The following is a 20,218-nucleotide window of genomic DNA, read 5'->3' on the forward strand; positions in this document are numbered from 1 at the left end:
TTTACCATTTGATTGCCTCCACCGGTTCCGACTTCAGGCAGGCTATGTGCTTTTCCAGGATAATAGTGGGCTGGTAGGAGAGTTTGGCTTTGCGCAAACCTTCGATGCCCAAATCTTCCTCCCGGTTAAGGTACACATACTGTTCCGGAATGTGGTTGGCAAATTCATAGTTTATCATTGCATACGCACCGTCTATACGGGTGTCGGCTTTTTCAACGTGTACGCCGAAGGTATCCTGGTTGATAGGCATGCCGAAAGTAAAGGCGGCTATTTTCCCGTCTACGTGCAGAATGCCGCCGGTCAGCCCCAGCTCGTCAAAATGATGGAGGGCATATACCAGTGCGCGGCGTTCGTTGCCTGTACCTTCGTGCTGGTCGCAATTGTTGGCTTTGCACCATTCGGCCTCAAGGTCGAGGCATTCCCGGATACGGTCTTGGGTGATGGCGGTATATTCGTAATTGTACGTCTTCTTGAACTTGTTGACATGGTTGCGTTTGGACTGGAACTTCTTGCCGGAAAGGGTGGCGAGGTCGGTACGCAGATAGAGATAGTCGGCATAGTCGCGGTCGGCCGTAAACTGGAACTTGCCGGGCATCAGCTCCTCCAGTTCTGCGCACATGTCCTCACAGATACCCAGCAGGCAAAGAGGTTCACCTTCCCGGTGGGCATCTTCAATCAGTGCATCCAGTATCTTTTTCAAGTCACCGTTGCCGATGGGCATCATATATACCAGTTCGCCTTCCGCCCAGAATTTCAGCAGAAGGAAACCGTCCATGACGGCAAATTGAGTATTGTATAAGAAACGCCAGCTGCATAGGTTTGAAAATGAAAGGTCGCAGTTCCGTCGCGGACTATTTAGTGTGTAGGAAGTGATAAGTTCTTTATCTTTTAATTCGATATCTTTGAATGGTATCATAAATGGTTTTTAGTTGGTTACAATTATAAATAACAAAAATAGATGGATTTTGTTAGAGTAGCCCCAATAATTGCAGGATTGTTGGTGTCAGCAGGGCAGTGAATATGCCGTTCAGGGTCAGGCCGAGACTGGCGAACGCTCCGTATTTGCTGCTTATATCCATGGCTGTGGAAGTACCTACGGCATGTGCTGCCGCGCCCAAGGATAGTCCTTGGGCCATTGGGCTGCCGATGCGGGTCAGTTTCATGGCCTTGAATCCCAAGATACTGCCGAACAGCCCTACCGATACCACGACTGCTGCCGTGAGCGAAGGTATTCCGCCCAATGTCTTGGTCACTTCCATGGCGATCGGTGTGGTGACGGATTTGGGCGCGAGCGAATAGATGATTTCGTCCGAAGCTCCCATCAGCTTGGCTATCAGCACGACAGAGATGACCCCGACGATACATCCGGCTAATTGGGACAGCAGGATGGGCAGCAATTGTTTTTTGATGGTTTCCAGCTGAAGGTACAGAGGCACTCCCAATGCTACGACTGCCGGTTTGAGCCAGAATTCTATCAGGTGGCCTCCTTTATTGTAGGTCTCGTAGCTGATATTTGTCATTTTCAGGAAGATGATGAGAATGGCGATGGTCAGCAGTATGGGGTTGAGCAGCATGACTCCTGTCTTTTTTTGCAGAAGTTTGGTCAGGAAGAATATCCCGAAAGTAATTGCTAGCAGGAAGAATTCGTTTTCAAGGAAGTTCATTTGATTTTACGTGTTAATTGGTGGACCCATCCGGTTACTACCAGCACCAGCAAGGTGCTGACTACGGAGGCTGTTACTATCGGCCAGAATTCAGCCGCGATGATATCGAAATAGAGCATGAGGGCTACGCCGGGAGGGATAAAGAAAAATCCCAGGTTGGCGACAAGGAAGTCGGACATGCCCTGCACCCAGTGCAGTTTTATCCAACCCAGTTTCAGGAAAAGGGTGAGTAACAGCATCCCTATGATGCTGGACGGTAGCTTGATACCCGTAATGAAGACAATCAGTTCACCCAAAGCTAAACATCCGAAAAGGATGGCGCATTGACGTATCATAATACTATAAATGTTATACCTGTTGATTGATACTCTGAAAAACGGATGCAAAGGTAGCGAAAACGGGTAACAAAAACACGTCAACAATGAAATTTATTCGACCGCAACCATATGAACTGGCGTATGGCGACAGCGGTTAAACATGGGTTTTGGGCCAAGTCCCAATACTCTTGATGATTTTATTAGTAATAAATATGTTACTTGTCTTTTCGGAGAACGCTCCGTATTTCGGTTTGATTGATTTGAGTTATTTTTAGTCGTTTTTTTTATTTGAATAATCCGTGATTTGACTTGATAGGTACAATCGGTGAAAAAAAGATACGAATAATGGGTGTGATTTGAAATATTTACCTACTTTTGCAGAGTATAGTGTGTTTGAAGAATTACTAACAATACTAATCATTAAAACAAAAAATGCGATGAAAAAGAGTTTGTTTATCAGCGCTCTTGTAGCGTTTGTCATGATGTTCGCTGTTAATGTTAATGCACAAGAAAGAGCAACGGGAAAAGATTTCAAGGACTTGAAAAAACATGAAAAAGTTTTGGATAAAGACTTGCAGAAAAAGGCTATAAAGGAGGCGCGCAAAGAGGCTAAAAAATTGGAAAAGGAAGGCTTCAAGACTCCGGTGGGTAAATTGCCTTTGGCAAAACAGTTGGAAAATGCCTGGGAAAGACAAGCCGAGTTGGATATGGATGGAAATCCTTATTGGTACATCGCTTCATCCAGGATTATCGGCGGTAACCAGTCTGCCGCTGCTTTGCAGGCTACCAATACAGCCAAGATTGACCTTGCCGGACAGATTCAGACGAAGGTTTCCCAGCTGATTGAGGCTAAAGCTGCCAACGATGATATGGGGCAGGAAGAAGCTGCCAGTCTGACAAGCGTAGTGGCTTCCAGCAAAAGTGTCATCTCTGCAACTTTGGGACGTACCATTCCTTTGGTAGAAGTTTACAGGACATTGCCCAATAAGAATGTGGAAGTAATGGTAACCATCGGTTACAGCATGCAGGCTGCCAACCAGGAAGCCGTCAAGGCAATCCGCAAGGAACTGGCTTCCAAGTCAGAAGAATTGGCAAAGGAATTGGATAAGTTGGGCTATTAATCAATCTGTCACTAAAATTAGACTTTAATGAATCGGAATCAACTGATTGGTTGGATATTCCTTTTGACAGTATTGGTTGTTGCTCCGCTGCATGCTCAGAACACCGTAAAGGTGAAGGGTGTGCAGGGACGCTGGCAAGTCAGCGATAATGTTACTTTGAAAGAGGCGGAAGAACGTGCCCGTATGGAAGCCAAAAAGGAAGCATTGCGCAAGGCCGGTGTGATGGAGAATGTCTGGTCCGTTTTCGGACAGATATCCCAGGATAGCGGAACCGAGCTTCATGAGGCCTATTCGCAAATGAATGTACTGGCGATTGGGGGAATGGTGAATGTAACCAAGGAAAAGGTGGAGGAAATCTGGGATACGGATACCCGCAGCCTTTATAAGGTCGTGACTATTGATGCCACGGTACAGAAAGAAGAGAAGGTGGATAAATCGTATGCTCTGGAAGTGAAGGGCGTTTCTACCTTATATAAGGAGGGAGATGTGTTTACCTGTTCCTTGAAAGTGCACGGTACGGATTCTTATCTGAAGTTTTTTTGGTTTGACAGTACGGGAGGGGCTGTGCTTTACCCCAATGACTATGAAGGTAATTCCCTGCTGGAGGCTGAGAAAGAGTATCATGTTCCTTTCAGTAATGCGGTGGACTACCGTATGGAGAAACAAGGAAAGGAAAGTGAAAAAATCAACATGATGATGGTGGCTACTAAGGAGAATATCCCGTTTACGGAAGAGGTTACCTATCAGAATGTGTTGAAATGGGTATATTCCATTCCCAATGATAAACGTTGTGCCTTTTATGACATGATACTGATTAAATAGTTTATATTAACTTCTCTAAATCTATTGATACGGATGAATAAGATGAAGGGTTTATCAGTGGTTTGCGTTGCCTGCTTCTTGTCGGCAATGCCTCTTTGCGCACAGGACATTGAGAAAGAGTTTGAGGAATTCGAGAAGAAGCAGCAAGCGGAATTCGAAGAGTTCAAGAATAAGGCGGATGCGGAGTTTGAAACGTTCCTGCGGGAAACCTGGAAGAAATATGATGCTTTTGCGCCTGTTCCCGCTCCTGTACGTCCCGAGCCTCCCAAGCCGGTCATATTTGACAAGGCCAGGCCTGCTATGCCTCCGGTAGCTGTCAAACCGGGTGCATTGAAAATTCCCGAAGCGCCTGTACCTGCTGTCGGCGGTAAGGTGGCGGTAGATCCGAAGCATCCCGACTTGCCGGCCATACAGGATAAACCGGCTCCGGGAGTATATGTGCCCGGTAAACCTTATACGCCTGTTGTGGTGAAAGTTCCCGTGGTTAAGCCCGATAGGAGCGTACACCGTACTCCCGTCGAGTTTTATGGCACTGACTTTGAGGTAGCAACAGAGGTTATCGATCATTTTTCTTTATCCGGTGACAAGGAGGCCAATGTGGCTGATGCCTGGAAAGAACTGTGCCAGAAAGATTACGAGCAGTTGGTCAGCGACTGTATGACCCTTAAAAAGGAAAAGAAACTGAGTGATTGGGCTTATCTGCTCTTGACGAAGCGGATAGGCGAGCAATTGTATGGTAAGGACCGCACCAATGATGTCGTGTTCCTGCAAATGTTCCTGCTTTGCAAATCCGGCTATAAAGTCCGCCTTGCCAAGATTGACGACGGTCTGAAACTGATGATTGCTACAGCGGGAACCGTTTACGGCACTCCTTATCTGAAGATGGAGGACGGAGACAAATACTATGTCTTCGAACCGGACCCGAAAGGTTCTAAAAGCCTTTATACCTATCGCCAGAACTTTGCAGATGCCAAGAATCTGGTTTGCTTGAATATAGAAGGTATCCCGGCTTTTGCCATGGAGGAGCAGGACCGTACGCTCTCTTTGGCAGGCAATGAGCTGAAGGTGCAGACGGTAGTCAACAAGAATCTGATAGATTTCTATCTGGACTATCCCCAATGCGATGTCGTGATACATTATAAGACTCCGATGAGTGAAGAGCTGCGGGCTTCCTTATACCCGCAATTGAAGAAGGCAATCGAGGGAAAATCACAGAAAGATGCTGCCAATTTGCTGTTGAATTTTGTGCAGACCGCTTTCCAGTACAAGACGGATGGGGAGCAGTTCGGTTATGAGAAGCCGAATTTCCCGGATGAAACATTCTATTATCCCTATTGTGACTGTGAGGATCGTGCCATGCTGTATTCCACTTTGGTGAAAGAACTGATGGGACTGGATACTATCCTGCTGGATTACCCCAACCATATAGCTTCGGCTGTCCGTTTCACGGAAGAGATTCCCGGTGACTATGTGCAGCTGGAAGACGGTACCGAATACTTGATTTGTGACCCTACCTACATAGGTGCTCCCATCGGTACTTGTATGGATCAGTACAAGAATGTGGCTCCGGAAGTTATCTATTAGTGTTAAATATTACAATAATTGTAATTCGGGGTGTAAAAACACCCCGGATTGCAATGTAGATGTTGCAAAATTGTGTATTTTTGCGCCGTGAATAACACAGGCTACCGATCTTTATACACAATTAAAATATCATGCAAAGATTAATTAACGAAATTCTTGAACGTGCGAAAGCCAACCGCCAACGCATTGTTCTTCCTGAAGGTACGGAAGAACGCACTTTGAAAGCTGCCAATCAGATTCTGACTGACGGAATTGCTGACCTGATTCTTTTGGGTAACCCCGAAGAAATCAATGCTTGTGCCCAAGAGTGGGGATTGGGTAATATCTCCAAGGCTACGATTATCAATCCGGAAGACCATCCGAAAAAAGAAGAGTACGCACAGTTGCTGTGTGAATTGCGCAAGAAGAAAGGCATGACTATCGAGGAAGCCCGCAAGTTGGTGCTCGATCCGCTTTATCTGGGTTGTCTCATTATCAAGAATGGTGATGCTGACGGCCAGTTGGCAGGTGCCCGCAATACTACGGGTGACGTGCTTCGTCCGGCTTTGCAGATTATCAAGACTGCTCCCGGCATCACTTGTGTTTCCGGTGCCATGTTGTTGTTGACTCATGCTCCCGAATATGGTAAGAACGGTATTCTGGTGATGGGTGACGTTGCGGTGACTCCTGTCCCCGATGCTGCACAGCTGGCGCAGATTGCCATTTGTACGGCACGTACTGCCCAGGCTGTTGCCGGTCTCGATCCAAAAGTGGCTTTGTTGAGTTTCTCTACCAAGGGTTCTGCCAAACACGAAGTGGTGGATAAGGTGGTTGAGGCTTTGAAGATTGCCAAGGAGATGGCTCCGGACATTGCCATCGACGGTGAGTTGCAGGCTGATGCCGCTTTGGTGCCGGAAGTGGGCTCAAGCAAGGCTCCGGGTTCTTCTATCGCGGGACACGCCAATGTACTGGTTGTTCCCAGCCTTGAGGTAGGTAATATCTCCTACAAGTTGGTACAGCGTTTGGGGCATGCCGATGCGGTAGGCCCGATTTTGCAGGGTATCGCCCGTCCGGTGAACGACTTGTCACGCGGTTGCTCCATCGAAGATGTTTACCGTATGATTGCAATTACTGCTAATCAGGCTATTGCAGCCAAAAACAATAAATAATTATGAATTTTGAATGATGAATTATGGAGGAGGCCTGTTGTTCTCTTCCGTGATTCATCATTTCCGGTTCATAATTCAAAATTCATAATTTATAATTCAACATTGATAATATGAAAGTCTTAGTATTGAACTGCGGTAGCTCGTCCATCAAATACAAATTGTTTGATATGGACCATAAAGCAGTAATCGCTCAGGGTGGCATTGAAAAGATTGGTCTGAAAGACTCTTTCCTGAAGTTTACTCTGCCGGGCGGCGGAAAGAAGATTCTGGAAAAAGATATCCCCGAACATACTGTAGGTGTAGAGTTTATTCTGAATACATTGATAAGCCCGGAATATGGTGCGATCAAATCTTTGGATGAGATCAACGCCGTGGGGCACCGTATGGTGCATGGAGGTGAGAAGTTCAGCAAGTCTGTATTGTTGACTCGGGAAGTGTTGGACGCTTTTATTGCCTGCAATGACTTGGCTCCGCTTCACAATCCTGCTAACTTGAAAGGTGTAAATGCAATCTCTGCCATTCTGCCTGATGTTCCGCAGATTGGTGTGTTTGATACCGCTTTCCATCAGACTATGCCGGATTATGCATATTTGTATGCTGTTCCTTATGGACTGTATGAAAAATATGGTGTACGTCGTTATGGTTTCCATGGAACCTCTCATCGTTATGTGTCACAACGTGTTTGTGAATTCCTCGGTGTGCAGCCGGAGGGAAAGAAAATCATCACCTGCCACATCGGAAACGGTGGCTCTATCTCTGCCATCAAAGACGGAAAGTGCATGGATACCAGCATGGGTCTGACTCCGCTTGAAGGTTTGATGATGGGTACACGCAGCGGTGATATTGATGCAGGCGCCGTTTCTTTCATCATGGAGAAGGAAAACTTGGATGCAAACGGTGTTTCCAACCTTCTGAACAAGAAGAGCGGTGTGTTGGGTATCTTCGGTGAATCCAGTGATATGCGTGACTTGGAAGCTGCTGTTGCTGCCGGCAATAAGAAAGCAATCTTGGCTGAGAACATGTATTTCTACCGTATTAAGAAATATATCGGCGCGTACGCTGCTGCTTTGGGTGGCGTGGATATCATCGTATTTACAGGTGGTGTCGGTGAAAACCAGGCAAGTGCCCGTTGGGGTGCCTGCGAGGGGCTGGAATTCATGGGTGTAAAACTGGATGCTGAAAAGAATGAGGTTCACGGTGAAGAAATGGTTATTTCTACCGATGATTCCAAGGTGAAGGTCGTAGTGATTCCCACAGACGAAGAGTTGGTGATTGCTTCGGATACACTCGCTATTCTGGAGAATAAATAATCCCGGAAATCATATTTCCGGATTGGTTAAAATAGAGGGCCGGAGGCAGCAAAGCTGTTCTCCGGCTTCTTATTTTTAACAGTATCTTCATAAGTAAGTGGCATAAAATCCCTATCTTTGTTACACTTTTAAGGAACACAGGCGACTTTTTGAACAATTTTAAATAATGGATAGACTTATGAAACGATTGATGTATGTGTTGCTCTTTGTGCTGTTGGCGGGTACAGTGTATGCCCAACAGGCGAAGTATGTATTTTATTTCATCGGAGATGGAATGGGAGTAAACCAGGTGAATGGAACCGAGATGTATCTTGCCGAACAGGAAGGGCGTATCGGTGTAAAGCCTCTGTTGTTTACTACTTTTCCGGTTGCCGGTATGGCTACCACTTTCTCTGCCACAAATTCTGTCACCGACTCTTCGGCTGCCGGAACTGCCCTTGCTACCGGTGCGAAGACTTATAATGGCGCCATCGGCATGGACGATGACAAGAACGTGCTCCAGACGGTTGCCGAGAAAGCCAAAAAGGCCGGCAAGAAGGTGGGTGTCACTACCAGCGTGAGTGTGGACCACGCCACTCCGGCTGCATTCTATGCCCATCAGCCTAATCGTAATATGTATTACGAAATCGCTCTCGACCTCCCGAAGGCCGGTTTTGACTTCTATGCAGGAGGCGGTTTCCTGAAACCCACCACTACTGCCGATAAGCAGGAAGCACCGAGCATTTTTCCTATTATTGAAGAGGCTGGTTATACCATTGCCAGAGGGCTTGATGAGTACAAGGCGAAAGCGGGGGATGCCAAGAAAATGGTGCTTATCCAGAAGGAAGGTGCGGAACCTTCTTGTCTGCCTTATGCCATTGACCGCCAGGAAGGTGATTTGACTTTGGCTGAAATTACAGAGAGTGCCATCTCTTTCCTGACCAAAGGTAACAAAAAAGGCTTCTTCCTGATGGTGGAAGGAGGAAAGATAGACTGGGCATGCCACGGCAACGATCCTGCTACAGCTTTTGAAGAAGTGATTGATATGGATAATGCCATTAAGGTGGCATACGAATTCTATAAGAAGCATCCGAAGGAGACATTGATTGTTGTTACAGCCGACCATGAAACAGGCGGTATCGGTCTGGGTACATCCAAATATGAGTTGCATCTGAAGTCATTGATGAACCAGAAGCAGTCTCAGGATCTCCTCTCACGTTCCATTACAGATTTGCGCAAGATGCGTAAGGTTATTAATTGGGAAGAGATAAAAGACTTCCTGGGGGAGAAAATGGGGTTCTGGAAGGAACTGCCCGTTACTTGGGAACAGGAGAAGATGTTGCGTGATGCCTATGAAGAGTCTTTTGTCAACAAGCACGTGGTATTTGAGGAAAGCCTCTATGCCAAGACTGAGCCTTTGGCTGTTGCTGCCAAGAAGGTGATGAGCCAGATTGCCATGGTGGGCTGGACAAGCGGTAACCACACAGCCGGATATGTACCGGTATTTGCGGTGGGGGCAGGCTCCAAGTTGTTTATGGGCAAGATGGACAATACGGAAATTCCGAAGCGTATAGCAAAAGCCGCCGGATATAAATAAGTATTCGGGACGATTCTGAAAAAGGAGATTGTCAAAAGTGAAGTGAACCTTAAAAGTCAGGCAAAAAACTTTTAGGGTTCACTTCTCTTTTTTCAGTTTTACAAGTATGTTTTATTCCAAATCCTTCTTGATAATCTCATCCATTTCCCGGATGCGTTTTTTCCGCTCTTTGGCAGACTTTACCTCTTGATCCTTGTAGCCGGTATCTGTACGTTCGGAAACTTCTTCGCTCCATTCTTCAAGGTCATTTTTTGCCGGATGTCCGTCAGGATTTAAATTTTCTTCGGCAATAGGGTCATTCCTATAAATCATATCATCCATAACTTTTTGTTTTAATGGTTATGACACTATTACAAGATCGGACGGGAAATGTTCCGGTTCTTTGCTCTTTTTCGTAATCATTTAGTTTTGGAAAGCACTGTTACAGTTTGGTCTCTCCTTCAATAAATTCCTCCAGGAATAGATTCTCGCCGTCGAAAACGGCGTAGGAGAAGAAGTTTATCCAATCTCCCAAGATCAGGATGCGTGACGTGGAACTGAGCATCAAGTCAAGCTCGATGTGGCGGTGTCCATAGATGAAGAAATTGATATTGGGATGACTTTTCAGATACTCTTTGGTGTAAAGTACCAGATGCTCATTGTTTTCTCCCATATAATCGGGCTCTTTACCGTCTATACGTTTCATGCGGCTGTGCTTGGCCCATGTCAGTCCCAAATCTATGCTCCAACGTGGGTGGAGGGCGGAGAAAAGGGTCTGGAGGGTATGGCTATGGAACATGGAGCGTAAGAGTTTAAACTTTTTGTCGGGATCTCCCAGCCCGTCACCATGGGCAAGATAAAACTCCTTGCCATATATTTCGGTGGTCAGCGCTTCACGGTGGATAATGACTCCGCACTCCTTGGTCAAGTAGTCACCGCACCAGATGTCATGGTTACCCGTGAAGAAATGTACCTCTACCCCCATATCGGTCAACTCGGAGAGCTTGCCTAAAAAGCGGGTGTAGCCTTTGGGTACCACGGTCTTGAACTCGTACCAGAAGTCGAACATGTCTCCCAATAGGTACACGGCGGCTGCCGTATGTTTTATACTGTCTAGGAAATTGACCAGCCTCCGCTCCTGGGTCCGTCCGTGCTTGATAGCCCGTGAACCTAAATGAGCGTCTGAAAGGAAATATACATTCTTCATGATCGGATGATAGTTGATTTAAAGGAATCCTAATTCCAGCTTGGCTTCTTCACTCATCATATCCTTGTCCCATTCGGGCTCAAAAACCAGGTTGATGATAGCGGAACCGACTCCGTCTATGGATTCAATCTTTTGGCGGACATCTTCCATGATAAAGTCTGCTGCCGGACAATTGGGGGCAGTCAGGGTCATATCGACAGTTACTTCGTTATTGTCGGAGACATCTATCTTGTAGATTAGCCCCAAGTCATATACATTGACCGGTATTTCCGGGTCATATACGGTTTTGAGCATTGCAACGACTTTCTCTTCTATTTCAAATTTGGTCATATTCGTAAGGGTGTATAATTCAATTTTTCCGAAACAAAGCTAAAGATTTTCTTTGAGACTACAAAAAAAATGGCACGGCGTTTGCCTTGACCGCTTCATAGCATCCCTTCATCGCAGAAGCTGTAGTAGCGTCCGTCCGTGATAATCACATGGTCGGTCAACCGGATGTTCATGGTCTGCGCTCCTTTTTGTACGAGTTCGGTCAGTCTCTGGTCATCCCGACTGGGGTGTGGATTACCGGAGGGATGGTTGTGGATCAGCGCTATCTGAGTGGCTCTTTGCAGCAAGGCTTCCCGCAGGATGCTGCGTACATCGGCGGTAGTCTGGTCAATGCCTCCCCGACTGATACGCACTTTGTCGATGACACGGGAAGCCTGGTTCATGAGCAGTATCCAGAATTCCTCTTGAGCGAGGTCGCAGAGCAGAGGATGGAATAGCTCATAGATGTCTTGAGAACAATGGATAGTTGGACGTTCGTGGTGTTCCTGCAGGTTACGGCGTCTGCCAAGTTCCAGGGCCGCCATGATGGTAAGGCTCTTTGCCGGTCCGAAGCCCTTGAAGCGGGCGAAGTCTTGAATCTCCCATTTTCCCAGTTGGTTCAGATCATTGCCGCTGCTGGCAAGTATTCGCTGCATCAGGGATACGGCACTTTCTTCCGTGTTGCCGGAACCGATAAGGATGGCAAACAATTCGGCGTCGCTCAATGCTTCTGCTCCTTTTTGCATCATTTTCTCCCGAGGACGGTCTTTCTCTGCCCACTGGTTGATATTCAGTTTTTCCATTTCGTATTCTTCTTTTTCCTTTGGTCTCCGGGCTTCATCTCTTGTTTCTCGATTATTTGTAAAAGTTCTTTTTGAAGGCCTCAAACTCATCTTTCCCAAGGATGCAGCGGTTCCACCACGCGCGCCAAAACCCCGTTCCATATCCGATAAGTTGGATAAAAGAGGCGGCGATGGAGTAGATCCCGATACGCAGGCTGTGGTTTTGGATCGTAGAGTCCGTACCTACCAGCAAGGCATACAGCAGGATTGGTGACAGGCTGTACAAGCAGAAGGGGGCACCTGATAATAGCAATGCCACCCCTAACGTGAATGCGGCGGGAAGCAGGTGAACGGGTTTCAGTGATTCCGGATACTTCTTGTACAGGTTGATGCGGGCAATTCCCGAATTGTGCACTTGCTTGAAAAATTTCTTCAAGTCTGTCCGGCGTTTGTGGTAAACCCATGCATCGGGGAACAGCCTGCATCGGTATCCTCCTTGGAAGATTCGGATGCTGAAGTCTATATCTTCCCCGAAACGCATTTTTGAAAAACCGCCTAAAATGTGATACACTTCGCGGCGTACTCCCATATTAAAGCTTCTCGGATAGAATTTGTCCATTTTCTTTTTCCCTCCCCGGATGCCTCCGGTAGTGAAGAAAGATGTCATGGAATAATTGATGGCTTTTTGTATGTCCGTAAACGATTCATGTGCACGGTCTGGCCCGCCGAATGCGTCGGCCGGGGATGCTTGCAGTTCTTTTTCTACCGCTTCAAAATAGCCTTCCGGCAATATACAGTCCGAATCAAGGATGATTAGGTACTCTCCGCTGCTGCGTTCTGCACCGTAGTTGCGGCTTTGTCCGGGACCGGAATTGGGCTTGTCATAATAATGTATGTCCAGCTTTTTCCGGTAGGCTTCTGTTACCTTTCTGCAGGGAATGGAGGAACCGTCTTCCACAATGATGACTTCAAAATCCTTGAACCTTTGTCCGGTGAGGCTTTGCAGCAACTCGTCCACTTCATCGGGGCGGTTATATACTGGGATGATAACGGAGTATCTCATGGCTCTTTATATTCTAAATTGTCCCACAAAGATACACTATTAAATTTCGATAATACTTGTCGCTTCCATTTTCTTTGCGGATAAAGAAAAAATCCCCGATGCCGCAGGGAATCGGGGATTATGGGATGACAGAATCTATGCCTGTTCTTGTCTTGCCGGCTTATGCTTTCACACGGCCTACGTATGAGCCGTCACGAGTATCGATTTCAATACTTTCGCCTTCGTTGATGAACAACGGGACACGTACGGTCGCACCGGATTCTACAGTGGCGGGCTTCAAGGTGTTGGTAGCGGTATCACCTTTTAATCCGGGTTCTGTATAAGTAACTTTCTGTACGACTTTAACGGGGACGTCAGCGTAAAGAACGGTTTCGGTGGATGCATCGGAAACCACATCTACTACCATACCTTCAAGCAGGAAATCTACACCGTTGATCAGGTCGTGGTCGATAGGAATCTGGTCGAAAGTTTCCTGGTTCATGAACTGGTAGTTGTCACCGTCGTGATAGAGATATTGGTGTGGGCGGCGTTCTACACGTACGTCTTCCAGTTTCTCGCCGATATTGAAACGGCGCTCCAGTACATAACCGTTAACAACATCTTTCAGTTTTGTACGCATGAAAGTATTACCTTTTCCCGGTTTTACATGCAGGAAGTCGATACAGAAATAAAGCTTGCCGTCCATACGGATGCAAGTTCCGTTTTTAATGTCTTGGGCATTAATCATACTTATTGTCTTTATGTTATTATGTTAGATTATACTTCGTTGAAGTCTCTTAGCGAGTGCAAAAGTAATGGAAATCGGTAAAAAACACAAAAACTTTTGAGAGAAAATGAGTTATCTCTTGGTTTATTTGAAAAAAGTATCTATTTTTGCAGCCCGAATTCGTGAGAATAATAACATAAAACAAGATACAGTAATGAAAAGAACATTTCAACCCTCTAACAGAAAGAGAAAAAACAAACATGGTTTCCGTGAGAGAATGGCTACAGCAAATGGCCGTAGAGTATTAGCGTCTCGTCGTGCCAAAGGCCGCAAGAAACTGACCGTTTCTGACGAATACAATGGAGTGAAGGCATAATTCACCTGTTAACAGGAAATAAGAAAGCCGCAAAAGACTGTAAAGTCTTCTGCGGCTTTTCTTGTTATATCCCGATGTATTTGCGTACCGAGTCAAAAAACTGCCTGCCATGCGGTGATACTCTGTACTGAAAATTGTATCTTTGTCCCCAATAACGCATGATATTATGACAATAAAAGAATTTTTCTCTATCCGTCAGAATAGATACTTCTGGGTGAATTTGATTGCAATGGCGGTTGTGGTCGTCGGTCTGGTATTTGGAGTGCTGAAAGGACTGGATATATATACCCGTCATGGTGAAGCTGTGGTAGTGCCTGACGTTAAAGGCATGAGCGTGGGAGAAGCTGAAAAAATGTTCCGTAACCATAGGTTGGTCTGTGTGGTGTCGGATTCCAGCTATGTAAAAACATTGCCTGCCGGATGTATTCTTGAATACAATCCTGCTGCCGGGCAGAAAGTGAAGGAGGGCCGCACTATCTATCTTACCATTAATACACTGAACATTCCCTTGCAGACTGTTCCTGATGTGGCAGACAACAGTTCGTTGCGTCAGGCGGAAGCCCGTATTCTGGCATCCGGATTCAAGTTGGCGGAAATTCAATACGTAGCTGGAGAAAAGGATTGGGTATATGGCGTAAAATATAAGGGAAAGGAGCTGGGAATCGGCGAGAAGATTCCTATGGGAGCCGTGTTGACCTTGATGGTCGGTGACGGTGGAGAGTTGCCGCAGGAGACGGACTCTTTAGGTACAGAAACGGTAGAACCTGCTGCTTCCGCTGGCTCGTCCGCAGACGAGTCTTGGTTTTAATTAAAAATGTGACTTCAACCGTAAATCGTAATTAGTCAAATCGTAAATACAGTGATGATAGAAGAATTGCCGGACGACATAGAAAATGATGATCTGGATGATGTAGAAGCCGTTGGCGATGAAGCGCAGCTCTATGAGCACTTCCGTGTGGTAGTGGACAGGGGGCAGGAGATGATGCGTGTAGATAAGTATCTGTTCGACCGTCTGACGAATGCTTCCCGCAACCGCATTCAGAAGGCTGCCGACGCGGGTTTTGTAATGGCTAACGGCAAGCCGGTGAAAAGCAGTTATAAGGTGAAGCCGCAGGATGTCATCACTGTGATGATGGACCGTCCCCGTTATGAGAACGAGGTCATCCCCGAAGATATTCCCTTGAATATAGTATATGAAGACAGATGCCTCATGGTTGTGAATAAACCTGCCGGGCTGGTGGTACATCCCGGACACGGCAACTATCATGGTACTCTTGTCAATGCCATAGCCTGGCACATGAAAGATAATCCCGATTACGACGCCAATGATCCGCATGTGGGACTTGTGCACCGCATCGACAAGGATACTTCCGGCCTGCTGGTGATAGCCAAGACCCCGGATGCCAAAACTCATTTGGGCAACCAGTTTTTCAATAAAACGACGAAACGCCGCTACCGTGCGTTGGTCTGGGGGAATGTGGAGCAGGATGAAGGCACCGTAGTGGGCAACATCGGGCGCAACCCCAAAGACCGCATGCAGATGGCGGTTCTTTCCGATGACCAGGGCAAACATGCCGTCACTCATTACCGGGTGCTGGAACGCTTGGGATATGTGACTCTCGTAGAGTGTATCCTTGAGACGGGACGTACCCACCAGATTCGTGTGCACATGAAACACATAGGGCACATTCTTTTCAATGACGAGCGTTATGGCGGCCATGAAATTCTGAAAGGAACTCATTTTGCTAAATACAAACAATTTGTAAACAATTGCTTCGAAACTTGTCCGCGGCAGGCATTACACGCCATGACGCTGGGGTTTGTGCATCCCGTCACCGGGGAGGAAATGTATTTCACCTCAGAAATGCCCGACGACATGACCCGGCTGATTGATAAATGGAGAAGCTATATCAGTAACAGAGAATTAGAATGAAACGCACGATTGCTATTGTAGCCGGAGGGGATACCTCCGAATTCCATGTTTCCCTGCGCAGTGCCCAGGGGATTTACTCCTTTATCGACAAGGAGAAATATACATTGTATATTGTTGAGATGCATGGGCTGGACTGGCACGTCCAATTGCCCGGCGGTACGAAAGCACCGGTGGACCGCAATGATTTCAGTTTCCGGTTGGACGGCGAGAAGATCGTCTTTGATTTCGCATATATCACTATTCACGGTACTCCGGGTGAAGACGGGCGCTTGCAGGGGTATTTCGATATGCTGCATATCCCGTATTCCTGTTGCGGTGTTCTGGCTGCCTCCCTTACATACGATAAGTTCGCCTGCAACCAATATCTCAAAGCATTCGGTGTGCGTATTGCCGAGTCGTTGATGCTGCGTCAGGGGCAGTCTGTCTCCAACAGGGATGTATTGGAAAAAATAGGTTTGCCCTGCTTCATCAAGCCCAGTCTGGGAGGTTCCAGTTTCGGCGTGACCAAGGTGAAGACCGAAGAACAGATACAGCCTGCCATAGCCAAGGCGTTTGAAGAAGCGCAGGAAGTAGTGGTGGAAGCCTTTATGGATGGGACGGAAATAACCTGCGGATGTTATAAAACAAAGGACAAAGCTGTCGTGTTCCCTATTACAGAAGTCGTGACCCACAATGAATACTTTGACTACAAGGCTAAGTATAACGGCGAGTCCGACGAGATTACTCCTGCCCGTATCTCAGACGACCTGACCCGGCGGGTGCAGGCGTTGACTTCTGCCATTTATGACATATTGGGGGCTTCGGGAATCATTCGTGTGGACTATATCATCACGGCCGGTGATAAGATTAACCTGCTGGAAGTGAATACTACTCCAGGTATGACTGCCACCAGTTTTATCCCCCAACAGGTACGTGCGGCAGGGCTTGATATCAAAGATGTAATGACCGATATTATAGAAAATAAGTTTAGTGACTAATCCTTATGAACGTGAACGTGGAATTTGATGAAATCCGTCCTTATCATGACGAGGAACTTCCTCAAATCTATGAGGAACTGATTGCCGACCCGGCGTTTCGCCAAGTGGTTGCTGCGGTGATTCCCGGGGTGCCTTTTGATATGATTGCCCGGAAAATGCGTGCTTGCAAAAGCAAGCTGGAGTTTCAGCAAGCCTTCTGCTACGATCTCCTGTGGAAAATAGCGAAGGATGCAGCCAATGGGTTGTCGTTGGATCATACTGCCTTGAAAGACAAGAAGGCGGCTTATACTTATATTTCCAATCACCGTGACATTATACTCGATTCCGGTTTCTTGTCTATCTTGTTGATAGATCAGGGGATGGATACGGTAGAGATTGCCATCGGTGATAATCTGCTGATCTATCCTTGGATCAAGAAACTGGTACGTGTCAATAAATCGTTCATTGTGCAGCGCGGACTGCCCATGCGCCAGATGCTTGAATCTTCTGCACGTATGTCGCGTTATATGCATTATACGATTGCACAAAAGAAACAGTCCATCTGGATAGCCCAGCGCGAGGGGCGTGCCAAGGATTCCAACGACCTTACGCAGGACAGCATCTTGAAGATGCTTGCCATCGGTGGCGAGGGAGATATCGTTGACCGTCTGATGGAGATGAATATTGCTCCGTTGGCCATTTCGTACGAATATGACCCTTGCGATTTTCTGAAGGCGTGGGAGTTCCAGTTGAAGCGTGATATGCCCGACTATAAGAAAACAACCGCTGATGACTTGAGAAGTATGCAGATCGGCTTGTTCGGTTTCAAGGGATCGGTGCATTTTCAGACGGGTGCCTGCATCAATGATGAGTTGGAACGGATGGACCGTTCGTTGCCTAAACCGGAACTTTTCAGCCGTATATCGGCCATGATAGACCGGCGCATCCACTCTAATTACCGGATTTATCCGAATAATTATGTGGCATGTGATCTTCTGGAAGGAAATGAAAACTTCTCCTGTCACTATACGGCTGATGACAAGCAACGTTTCCTGGCCTACCTTGAACAGCAGTTGGCGCGTATCGAGATTCCCGATAAGGATATGGACTTCCTGCGTGAGAAGATACTGTTGATGTATGCCAATCCTTTGAAGAATTACCTGGCGGCAACAAATTCCTGAAAGGTATCAGGACTAAATTATGATAAGAGAATGACTGAAGGTAAGTATTATCGGTGGCTTTTGCCTTTGTTTGCCTGTCTGTTGGCGGCTTGTGGTGATGACGAGTATCATTATCCGTCCGTGAAGCTGGAATTTCTCACTGCTCATGCAGGGGCGGATGGTAGTTTGCAGTCCGTCCTGACCGATGAGGGGAAAACCTACAGGGTGGTTGAAGATGCGACGAACTCAGTTATAGATGCAAATTCCTCAGTCCGCATAGTCGGTAATTACGGTCCGGCAACTGCATCCGACGGTATTTCCGGAGTAAAGTTGTATGCGGCGATGCGTACGGTCTCTCCTGTGCCACAGCCTGCCGGAGAATTTGAGGGAGGCGTCAAGACGGATCCTGCCGATGTGTTGAGTATCTGGATGGGGCTTGATTACTTGAATATTACCTTGAACATCAAGGCGCAGGGTGGCAGGCACACCTTTCATTTCATTGAAGACAAGGTGGCTTCAGATGTAGAGGCCGGGCATAAAGAGGTGTATTTGACTCTTTACCATGATGCCGCCCACGATACGGGCTATACGCAACGTGCCTACTTGTCCGTGCCTTTGCGGCAGTATGCGGCGGAAGGCGTGGAGAAAGTGACGGTTCATTTCAGCCTGCATACTTACTCGGGTGAAATGAAAACTTATGATTTTGATTACGTTCCTCTATATTAAATGAAATACCGTATGAAAGTATTGTTTGCAGGCATTTGTCTTTTATTCTCCACCTTGTTCTCTTGCCAGCATAAAGGGGGAGATTTCGAGTCTGTCCCTGTAGAAAAGTTTGCCGTGTTGATAGCCGATCCGGAAATACAATGTCTGGATGTGCGTACTGTTGCCGAGTATTCGGAGGGGCATATTCCTGGCAGTGTCAATATTAATGTACTGGATAAGGAATTTGCGTCGGTGGCCGATTCCATCTTACAGAAAGATAAACCTGTCGCCGTTTATTGCCGTAGCGGTAAACGCAGTAAAAAAGCCGCTGTCATTCTGAGCGGGAAGGGATTCAAGGTATATGATCTTGACAGAGGTTTGGCCGGTTGGCAGGAAGCGGGAAAAGAAACGGAAAAATGATGGGACTTATGATTTGAGGAGGTACGGCTTGCGGTTGATATTATCCATGGAATTGCCAAGACCTATCACCGGACCGGCTGTTTACAATACAGATTTCAACCGTAAACCGTACATCCATCCTTATTATAGTCCTTCAATCAGTCTTTTCAATACCACTGTCGCTGATATTTCACGGTTGGCGGCTTCCGGGATAACGATGGACTGCGGACTCTCGATGACATCATCCGTCACGATCATGTTGCGGCGTACGGGCAAGCAATGCATGAAGTAGGCATTGTTGGTAACAGCCATCTGGCGTTCACTGACGGTCCATTCGCGGTCCTTGCTTAAAATCTGGCCATAGTTGTCGCCCGCATAGGCAGCCCAGTTCTTGGCATATACAAAATCTGCACCTTCAAAAGCTTTCATCTGATCGTATTCCACACGGGCATTGCCTACGAATTTGGGATCGAGTTCATAACCTTCGGGATGCGTAATGACGAATTCATAATCCGTAGCATTCATCCACTCGGCAAAAGAGTTGGGGACAGCTTGTGGCAACGGGCGCGGATGCGGAGCCCAGGTCATCACTACTTTAGGGCGTGCGGCCTTTTTGTATTCTTCGATGGTGATGAGGTCGGCAAAACTTTGCAGAGGATGGCGTGTGGCAGCCTCCATCGAGAATACCGGGCGGCCTGAGTGTTGGATGAACTGGTTCAGTATCACTTCATTATAATCATATTCCTTGTTCTCGAAGCGGGCAAAGGAGCGCACACCGATAATGTCGCAATAGCAGCCCATCACAGGAATCGCTTCCAGCAGATGTTCGGGTTTGTCACCGTCCATGATGACACCGCGTTCGGTTTCCAGCTTCCAGGCTCCCTGGTTGATGTCCAGTACAATCACGTTCATGCCCAGGTTCAAGGCGGCTTTTTGGGTACTGAGGCGGGTACGCAGGCTGGAGTTGAAGAAAATCATCATCAACGTTTTGTTACGTCCCAGTTCCACATATTTGAAACGGTCTTTCTTGATCTCGAATGCTTCATCCAGTGCGGACTTCAGGTTACCGATGTCCTGCACGCAAGTAAATTTCTTCATGTT

The 20,218-nt window shown here is 47.0% G+C and carries 23 protein-coding genes; 13 read left to right on the forward strand and 10 right to left on the reverse strand.

Annotation, left to right across the window (positions count from 1 at the left end; all coding sequences use genetic code 11):
• Position 1: 1 nt before the first annotated feature.
• Genes HMPREF9446_RS14755 through HMPREF9446_RS14765 form a run of 3 tightly spaced genes read right to left on the reverse strand, consistent with a single transcriptional unit; the run spans position 2 to position 1,999 of the window.
• Complete coding sequence (locus HMPREF9446_RS14755) at positions 2 to 916, reverse strand: DUF2156 domain-containing protein (protein ID WP_009126526.1); 915 nt, start codon at positions 914 to 916, stop codon at positions 2 to 4.
• 52 nt (positions 917 to 968) lie between these two features.
• On the reverse strand, positions 969 to 1,664 hold the full coding sequence (locus HMPREF9446_RS14760) for an LrgB family protein (protein WP_009126527.1): 696 nt from the start codon (positions 1,662 to 1,664) through the stop codon (positions 969 to 971).
• The gene (locus HMPREF9446_RS14765) at positions 1,661 to 1,999 is read right to left on the reverse strand and encodes a CidA/LrgA family protein (RefSeq protein ID WP_009126528.1); all 339 of its coding nucleotides are present in this window, start codon (positions 1,997 to 1,999) and stop codon (positions 1,661 to 1,663) included. Before HMPREF9446_RS14765 ends, HMPREF9446_RS14760 begins: the two co-directional genes overlap by 4 nt.
• A gap of 419 nt (positions 2,000 to 2,418) precedes the next feature.
• Here HMPREF9446_RS14765 and HMPREF9446_RS14770 point away from each other — a divergent pair, with 419 nt between their 5' ends.
• The 6 genes from HMPREF9446_RS14770 to HMPREF9446_RS14795 all read left to right on the forward strand — a co-directional run bounded on the left by HMPREF9446_RS14770 (position 2,419) and on the right by HMPREF9446_RS14795 (position 9,542).
• The gene (locus HMPREF9446_RS14770; protein ID WP_039969705.1) at positions 2,419 to 3,102 is read left to right on the forward strand and encodes a hypothetical protein; all 684 of its coding nucleotides are present in this window, start codon (positions 2,419 to 2,421) and stop codon (positions 3,100 to 3,102) included.
• 27 nt (positions 3,103 to 3,129) lie between these two features.
• Entirely contained in the window at positions 3,130 to 3,924 is a 795-nt protein-coding gene (locus tag HMPREF9446_RS14775; protein ID WP_009126530.1) for a hypothetical protein, read from the forward strand.
• A 33-nt stretch (positions 3,925 to 3,957) separates the two neighbouring features.
• Positions 3,958 to 5,508 carry a hypothetical protein gene (locus HMPREF9446_RS14780; protein WP_009126531.1) on the forward strand — a complete coding sequence of 517 codons (1,551 nt, stop codon included), beginning with the start codon at positions 3,958 to 3,960 and terminating at the stop codon, positions 5,506 to 5,508.
• 131 nt (positions 5,509 to 5,639) lie between these two features.
• On the forward strand, positions 5,640 to 6,656 hold the full coding sequence (pta, locus tag HMPREF9446_RS14785; RefSeq protein ID WP_009126532.1) for a phosphate acetyltransferase: 1,017 nt from the start codon (positions 5,640 to 5,642) through the stop codon (positions 6,654 to 6,656).
• 110 nt (positions 6,657 to 6,766) lie between these two features.
• Positions 6,767 to 7,966 carry an acetate kinase gene (locus HMPREF9446_RS14790; protein WP_009126533.1) on the forward strand — a complete coding sequence of 400 codons (1,200 nt, stop codon included), beginning with the start codon at positions 6,767 to 6,769 and terminating at the stop codon, positions 7,964 to 7,966.
• A gap of 178 nt (positions 7,967 to 8,144) precedes the next feature.
• Positions 8,145 to 9,542, forward strand: a complete 1,398-nt coding sequence (locus HMPREF9446_RS14795; RefSeq protein WP_039969707.1) for an alkaline phosphatase — start codon at positions 8,145 to 8,147, stop codon at positions 9,540 to 9,542.
• A gap of 111 nt (positions 9,543 to 9,653) precedes the next feature.
• Here the strand turns inward: HMPREF9446_RS14795 and HMPREF9446_RS14800 are convergent, their stop codons facing one another.
• From HMPREF9446_RS14800 to efp, 6 genes are all read right to left on the reverse strand, one after another.
• Positions 9,654 to 9,863, reverse strand: coding sequence for a hypothetical protein (locus HMPREF9446_RS14800; protein ID WP_009126536.1), 210 nt, complete (start codon positions 9,861 to 9,863; stop codon positions 9,654 to 9,656).
• Positions 9,864 to 9,963: 100 nt separating this feature from the next.
• Positions 9,964 to 10,728: a UDP-2,3-diacylglucosamine diphosphatase gene (locus HMPREF9446_RS14805; RefSeq protein WP_009126537.1), complete on the reverse strand. Its 765-nt coding sequence runs from the start codon at positions 10,726 to 10,728 to the stop codon at positions 9,964 to 9,966.
• An 18-nt stretch (positions 10,729 to 10,746) separates the two neighbouring features.
• A complete protein-coding gene (locus tag HMPREF9446_RS14810; RefSeq protein WP_009126538.1) occupies positions 10,747 to 11,058 on the reverse strand; it encodes a metal-sulfur cluster assembly factor in 312 nt (103 codons plus the stop codon).
• 95 nt (positions 11,059 to 11,153) lie between these two features.
• Positions 11,154 to 11,840 carry a RadC family protein gene (gene radC, locus HMPREF9446_RS14815; RefSeq protein ID WP_039969710.1) on the reverse strand — a complete coding sequence of 229 codons (687 nt, stop codon included), beginning with the start codon at positions 11,838 to 11,840 and terminating at the stop codon, positions 11,154 to 11,156.
• A gap of 52 nt (positions 11,841 to 11,892) precedes the next feature.
• Complete coding sequence (locus HMPREF9446_RS14820; RefSeq protein WP_009126540.1) at positions 11,893 to 12,882, reverse strand: glycosyltransferase family 2 protein; 990 nt, start codon at positions 12,880 to 12,882, stop codon at positions 11,893 to 11,895.
• A gap of 160 nt (positions 12,883 to 13,042) precedes the next feature.
• Positions 13,043 to 13,609: an elongation factor P gene (gene efp, locus HMPREF9446_RS14825; protein ID WP_009126541.1), complete on the reverse strand. Its 567-nt coding sequence runs from the start codon at positions 13,607 to 13,609 to the stop codon at positions 13,043 to 13,045.
• A 193-nt stretch (positions 13,610 to 13,802) separates the two neighbouring features.
• Here efp and rpmH point away from each other — a divergent pair, with 193 nt between their 5' ends.
• The 7 genes from rpmH (at position 13,803) to HMPREF9446_RS14860 (ending at position 19,138) form a co-directional block, all read left to right on the forward strand.
• A complete protein-coding gene (rpmH, locus tag HMPREF9446_RS14830) occupies positions 13,803 to 13,964 on the forward strand; it encodes a 50S ribosomal protein L34 (RefSeq protein ID WP_013545983.1) in 162 nt (53 codons plus the stop codon).
• Between the two features lie 166 nt (positions 13,965 to 14,130).
• The gene (locus HMPREF9446_RS14835) at positions 14,131 to 14,772 is read left to right on the forward strand and encodes a PASTA domain-containing protein (protein WP_009126543.1); all 642 of its coding nucleotides are present in this window, start codon (positions 14,131 to 14,133) and stop codon (positions 14,770 to 14,772) included.
• Positions 14,773 to 14,826: 54 nt separating this feature from the next.
• Complete coding sequence (locus HMPREF9446_RS14840; RefSeq protein WP_009126544.1) at positions 14,827 to 15,897, forward strand: RluA family pseudouridine synthase; 1,071 nt, start codon at positions 14,827 to 14,829, stop codon at positions 15,895 to 15,897.
• On the forward strand, positions 15,894 to 16,874 hold the full coding sequence (locus HMPREF9446_RS14845) for a D-alanine--D-alanine ligase (RefSeq protein WP_009126545.1): 981 nt from the start codon (positions 15,894 to 15,896) through the stop codon (positions 16,872 to 16,874). The genes HMPREF9446_RS14840 and HMPREF9446_RS14845 overlap by 4 nt, the downstream gene beginning before the upstream one ends.
• A 5-nt stretch (positions 16,875 to 16,879) precedes the next feature.
• Positions 16,880 to 18,034 (forward strand): hypothetical protein, encoded by a 1,155-nt coding sequence (locus tag HMPREF9446_RS14850; protein WP_009126546.1) that lies wholly within the window; start codon positions 16,880 to 16,882, stop codon positions 18,032 to 18,034.
• Positions 18,035 to 18,064: 30 nt separating this feature from the next.
• Positions 18,065 to 18,739: a NigD1/NigD2 family lipoprotein gene (locus HMPREF9446_RS14855; RefSeq protein WP_009126547.1), complete on the forward strand. Its 675-nt coding sequence runs from the start codon at positions 18,065 to 18,067 to the stop codon at positions 18,737 to 18,739.
• A 12-nt stretch (positions 18,740 to 18,751) separates the two neighbouring features.
• On the forward strand, positions 18,752 to 19,138 hold the full coding sequence (locus HMPREF9446_RS14860) for a rhodanese-like domain-containing protein (protein ID WP_039969767.1): 387 nt from the start codon (positions 18,752 to 18,754) through the stop codon (positions 19,136 to 19,138).
• A 123-nt stretch (positions 19,139 to 19,261) separates the two neighbouring features.
• On the opposite strand, the gene HMPREF9446_RS14865 is transcribed toward HMPREF9446_RS14860, so the two are convergent.
• Positions 19,262 to 20,215, reverse strand: coding sequence for a Rossmann-fold NAD(P)-binding domain-containing protein (locus HMPREF9446_RS14865; RefSeq protein WP_009126549.1), 954 nt, complete (start codon positions 20,213 to 20,215; stop codon positions 19,262 to 19,264).
• Positions 20,216 to 20,218 lie beyond the last annotated feature (3 nt).

It is taken from the genome of Bacteroides fluxus YIT 12057, assembly GCF_000195635.1.
Taxonomy (GTDB): Bacteria; Bacteroidota; Bacteroidia; order Bacteroidales; family Bacteroidaceae; genus Bacteroides; species Bacteroides fluxus.

Bases quoted from the DNA above. Each gene is read 5' to 3' on its own strand.
- efp (WP_009126541.1), bottom strand. From the start codon at position 13,609: ATGATTAATGCCCAAGACATTAAAAACGGAACTTGCATCCGTATGGAC.
- HMPREF9446_RS14790 (WP_009126533.1), top strand. From the start codon at position 6,767: ATGAAAGTCTTAGTATTGAACTGCGGTAGCTCGTCCATCAAATACAAA.
- HMPREF9446_RS14865 (WP_009126549.1), bottom strand. From the start codon at position 20,215: ATGAAGAAATTTACTTGCGTGCAGGACATCGGTAACCTGAAGTCCGCA.
- radC (WP_039969710.1), bottom strand. From the start codon at position 11,840: ATGGAAAAACTGAATATCAACCAGTGGGCAGAGAAAGACCGTCCTCGG.
- HMPREF9446_RS14755 (WP_009126526.1), bottom strand. From the start codon at position 916: ATGATACCATTCAAAGATATCGAATTAAAAGATAAAGAACTTATCACT.
- HMPREF9446_RS14765 (WP_009126528.1), bottom strand. From the start codon at position 1,999: ATGATACGTCAATGCGCCATCCTTTTCGGATGTTTAGCTTTGGGTGAA.
- HMPREF9446_RS14800 (WP_009126536.1), bottom strand. From the start codon at position 9,863: ATGGATGATATGATTTATAGGAATGACCCTATTGCCGAAGAAAATTTA.
- HMPREF9446_RS14850 (WP_009126546.1), top strand. From the start codon at position 16,880: ATGAACGTGAACGTGGAATTTGATGAAATCCGTCCTTATCATGACGAG.
- HMPREF9446_RS14820 (WP_009126540.1), bottom strand. From the start codon at position 12,882: ATGAGATACTCCGTTATCATCCCAGTATATAACCGCCCCGATGAAGTG.
- HMPREF9446_RS14845 (WP_009126545.1), top strand. From the start codon at position 15,894: ATGAAACGCACGATTGCTATTGTAGCCGGAGGGGATACCTCCGAATTC.
- HMPREF9446_RS14810 (WP_009126538.1), bottom strand. From the start codon at position 11,058: ATGACCAAATTTGAAATAGAAGAGAAAGTCGTTGCAATGCTCAAAACC.
- HMPREF9446_RS14780 (WP_009126531.1), top strand. From the start codon at position 3,958: ATGAATAAGATGAAGGGTTTATCAGTGGTTTGCGTTGCCTGCTTCTTG.
- rpmH (WP_013545983.1), top strand. From the start codon at position 13,803: ATGAAAAGAACATTTCAACCCTCTAACAGAAAGAGAAAAAACAAACAT.
- HMPREF9446_RS14855 (WP_009126547.1), top strand. From the start codon at position 18,065: ATGACTGAAGGTAAGTATTATCGGTGGCTTTTGCCTTTGTTTGCCTGT.
- HMPREF9446_RS14770 (WP_039969705.1), top strand. From the start codon at position 2,419: ATGAAAAAGAGTTTGTTTATCAGCGCTCTTGTAGCGTTTGTCATGATG.
- HMPREF9446_RS14835 (WP_009126543.1), top strand. From the start codon at position 14,131: ATGACAATAAAAGAATTTTTCTCTATCCGTCAGAATAGATACTTCTGG.
- HMPREF9446_RS14775 (WP_009126530.1), top strand. From the start codon at position 3,130: ATGAATCGGAATCAACTGATTGGTTGGATATTCCTTTTGACAGTATTG.
- HMPREF9446_RS14795 (WP_039969707.1), top strand. From the start codon at position 8,145: ATGAAACGATTGATGTATGTGTTGCTCTTTGTGCTGTTGGCGGGTACA.
- HMPREF9446_RS14840 (WP_009126544.1), top strand. From the start codon at position 14,827: ATGATAGAAGAATTGCCGGACGACATAGAAAATGATGATCTGGATGAT.
- HMPREF9446_RS14860 (WP_039969767.1), top strand. From the start codon at position 18,752: ATGAAAGTATTGTTTGCAGGCATTTGTCTTTTATTCTCCACCTTGTTC.
- HMPREF9446_RS14760 (WP_009126527.1), bottom strand. From the start codon at position 1,664: ATGAACTTCCTTGAAAACGAATTCTTCCTGCTAGCAATTACTTTCGGG.
- HMPREF9446_RS14805 (WP_009126537.1), bottom strand. From the start codon at position 10,728: ATGAAGAATGTATATTTCCTTTCAGACGCTCATTTAGGTTCACGGGCT.
- pta (WP_009126532.1), top strand. From the start codon at position 5,640: ATGCAAAGATTAATTAACGAAATTCTTGAACGTGCGAAAGCCAACCGC.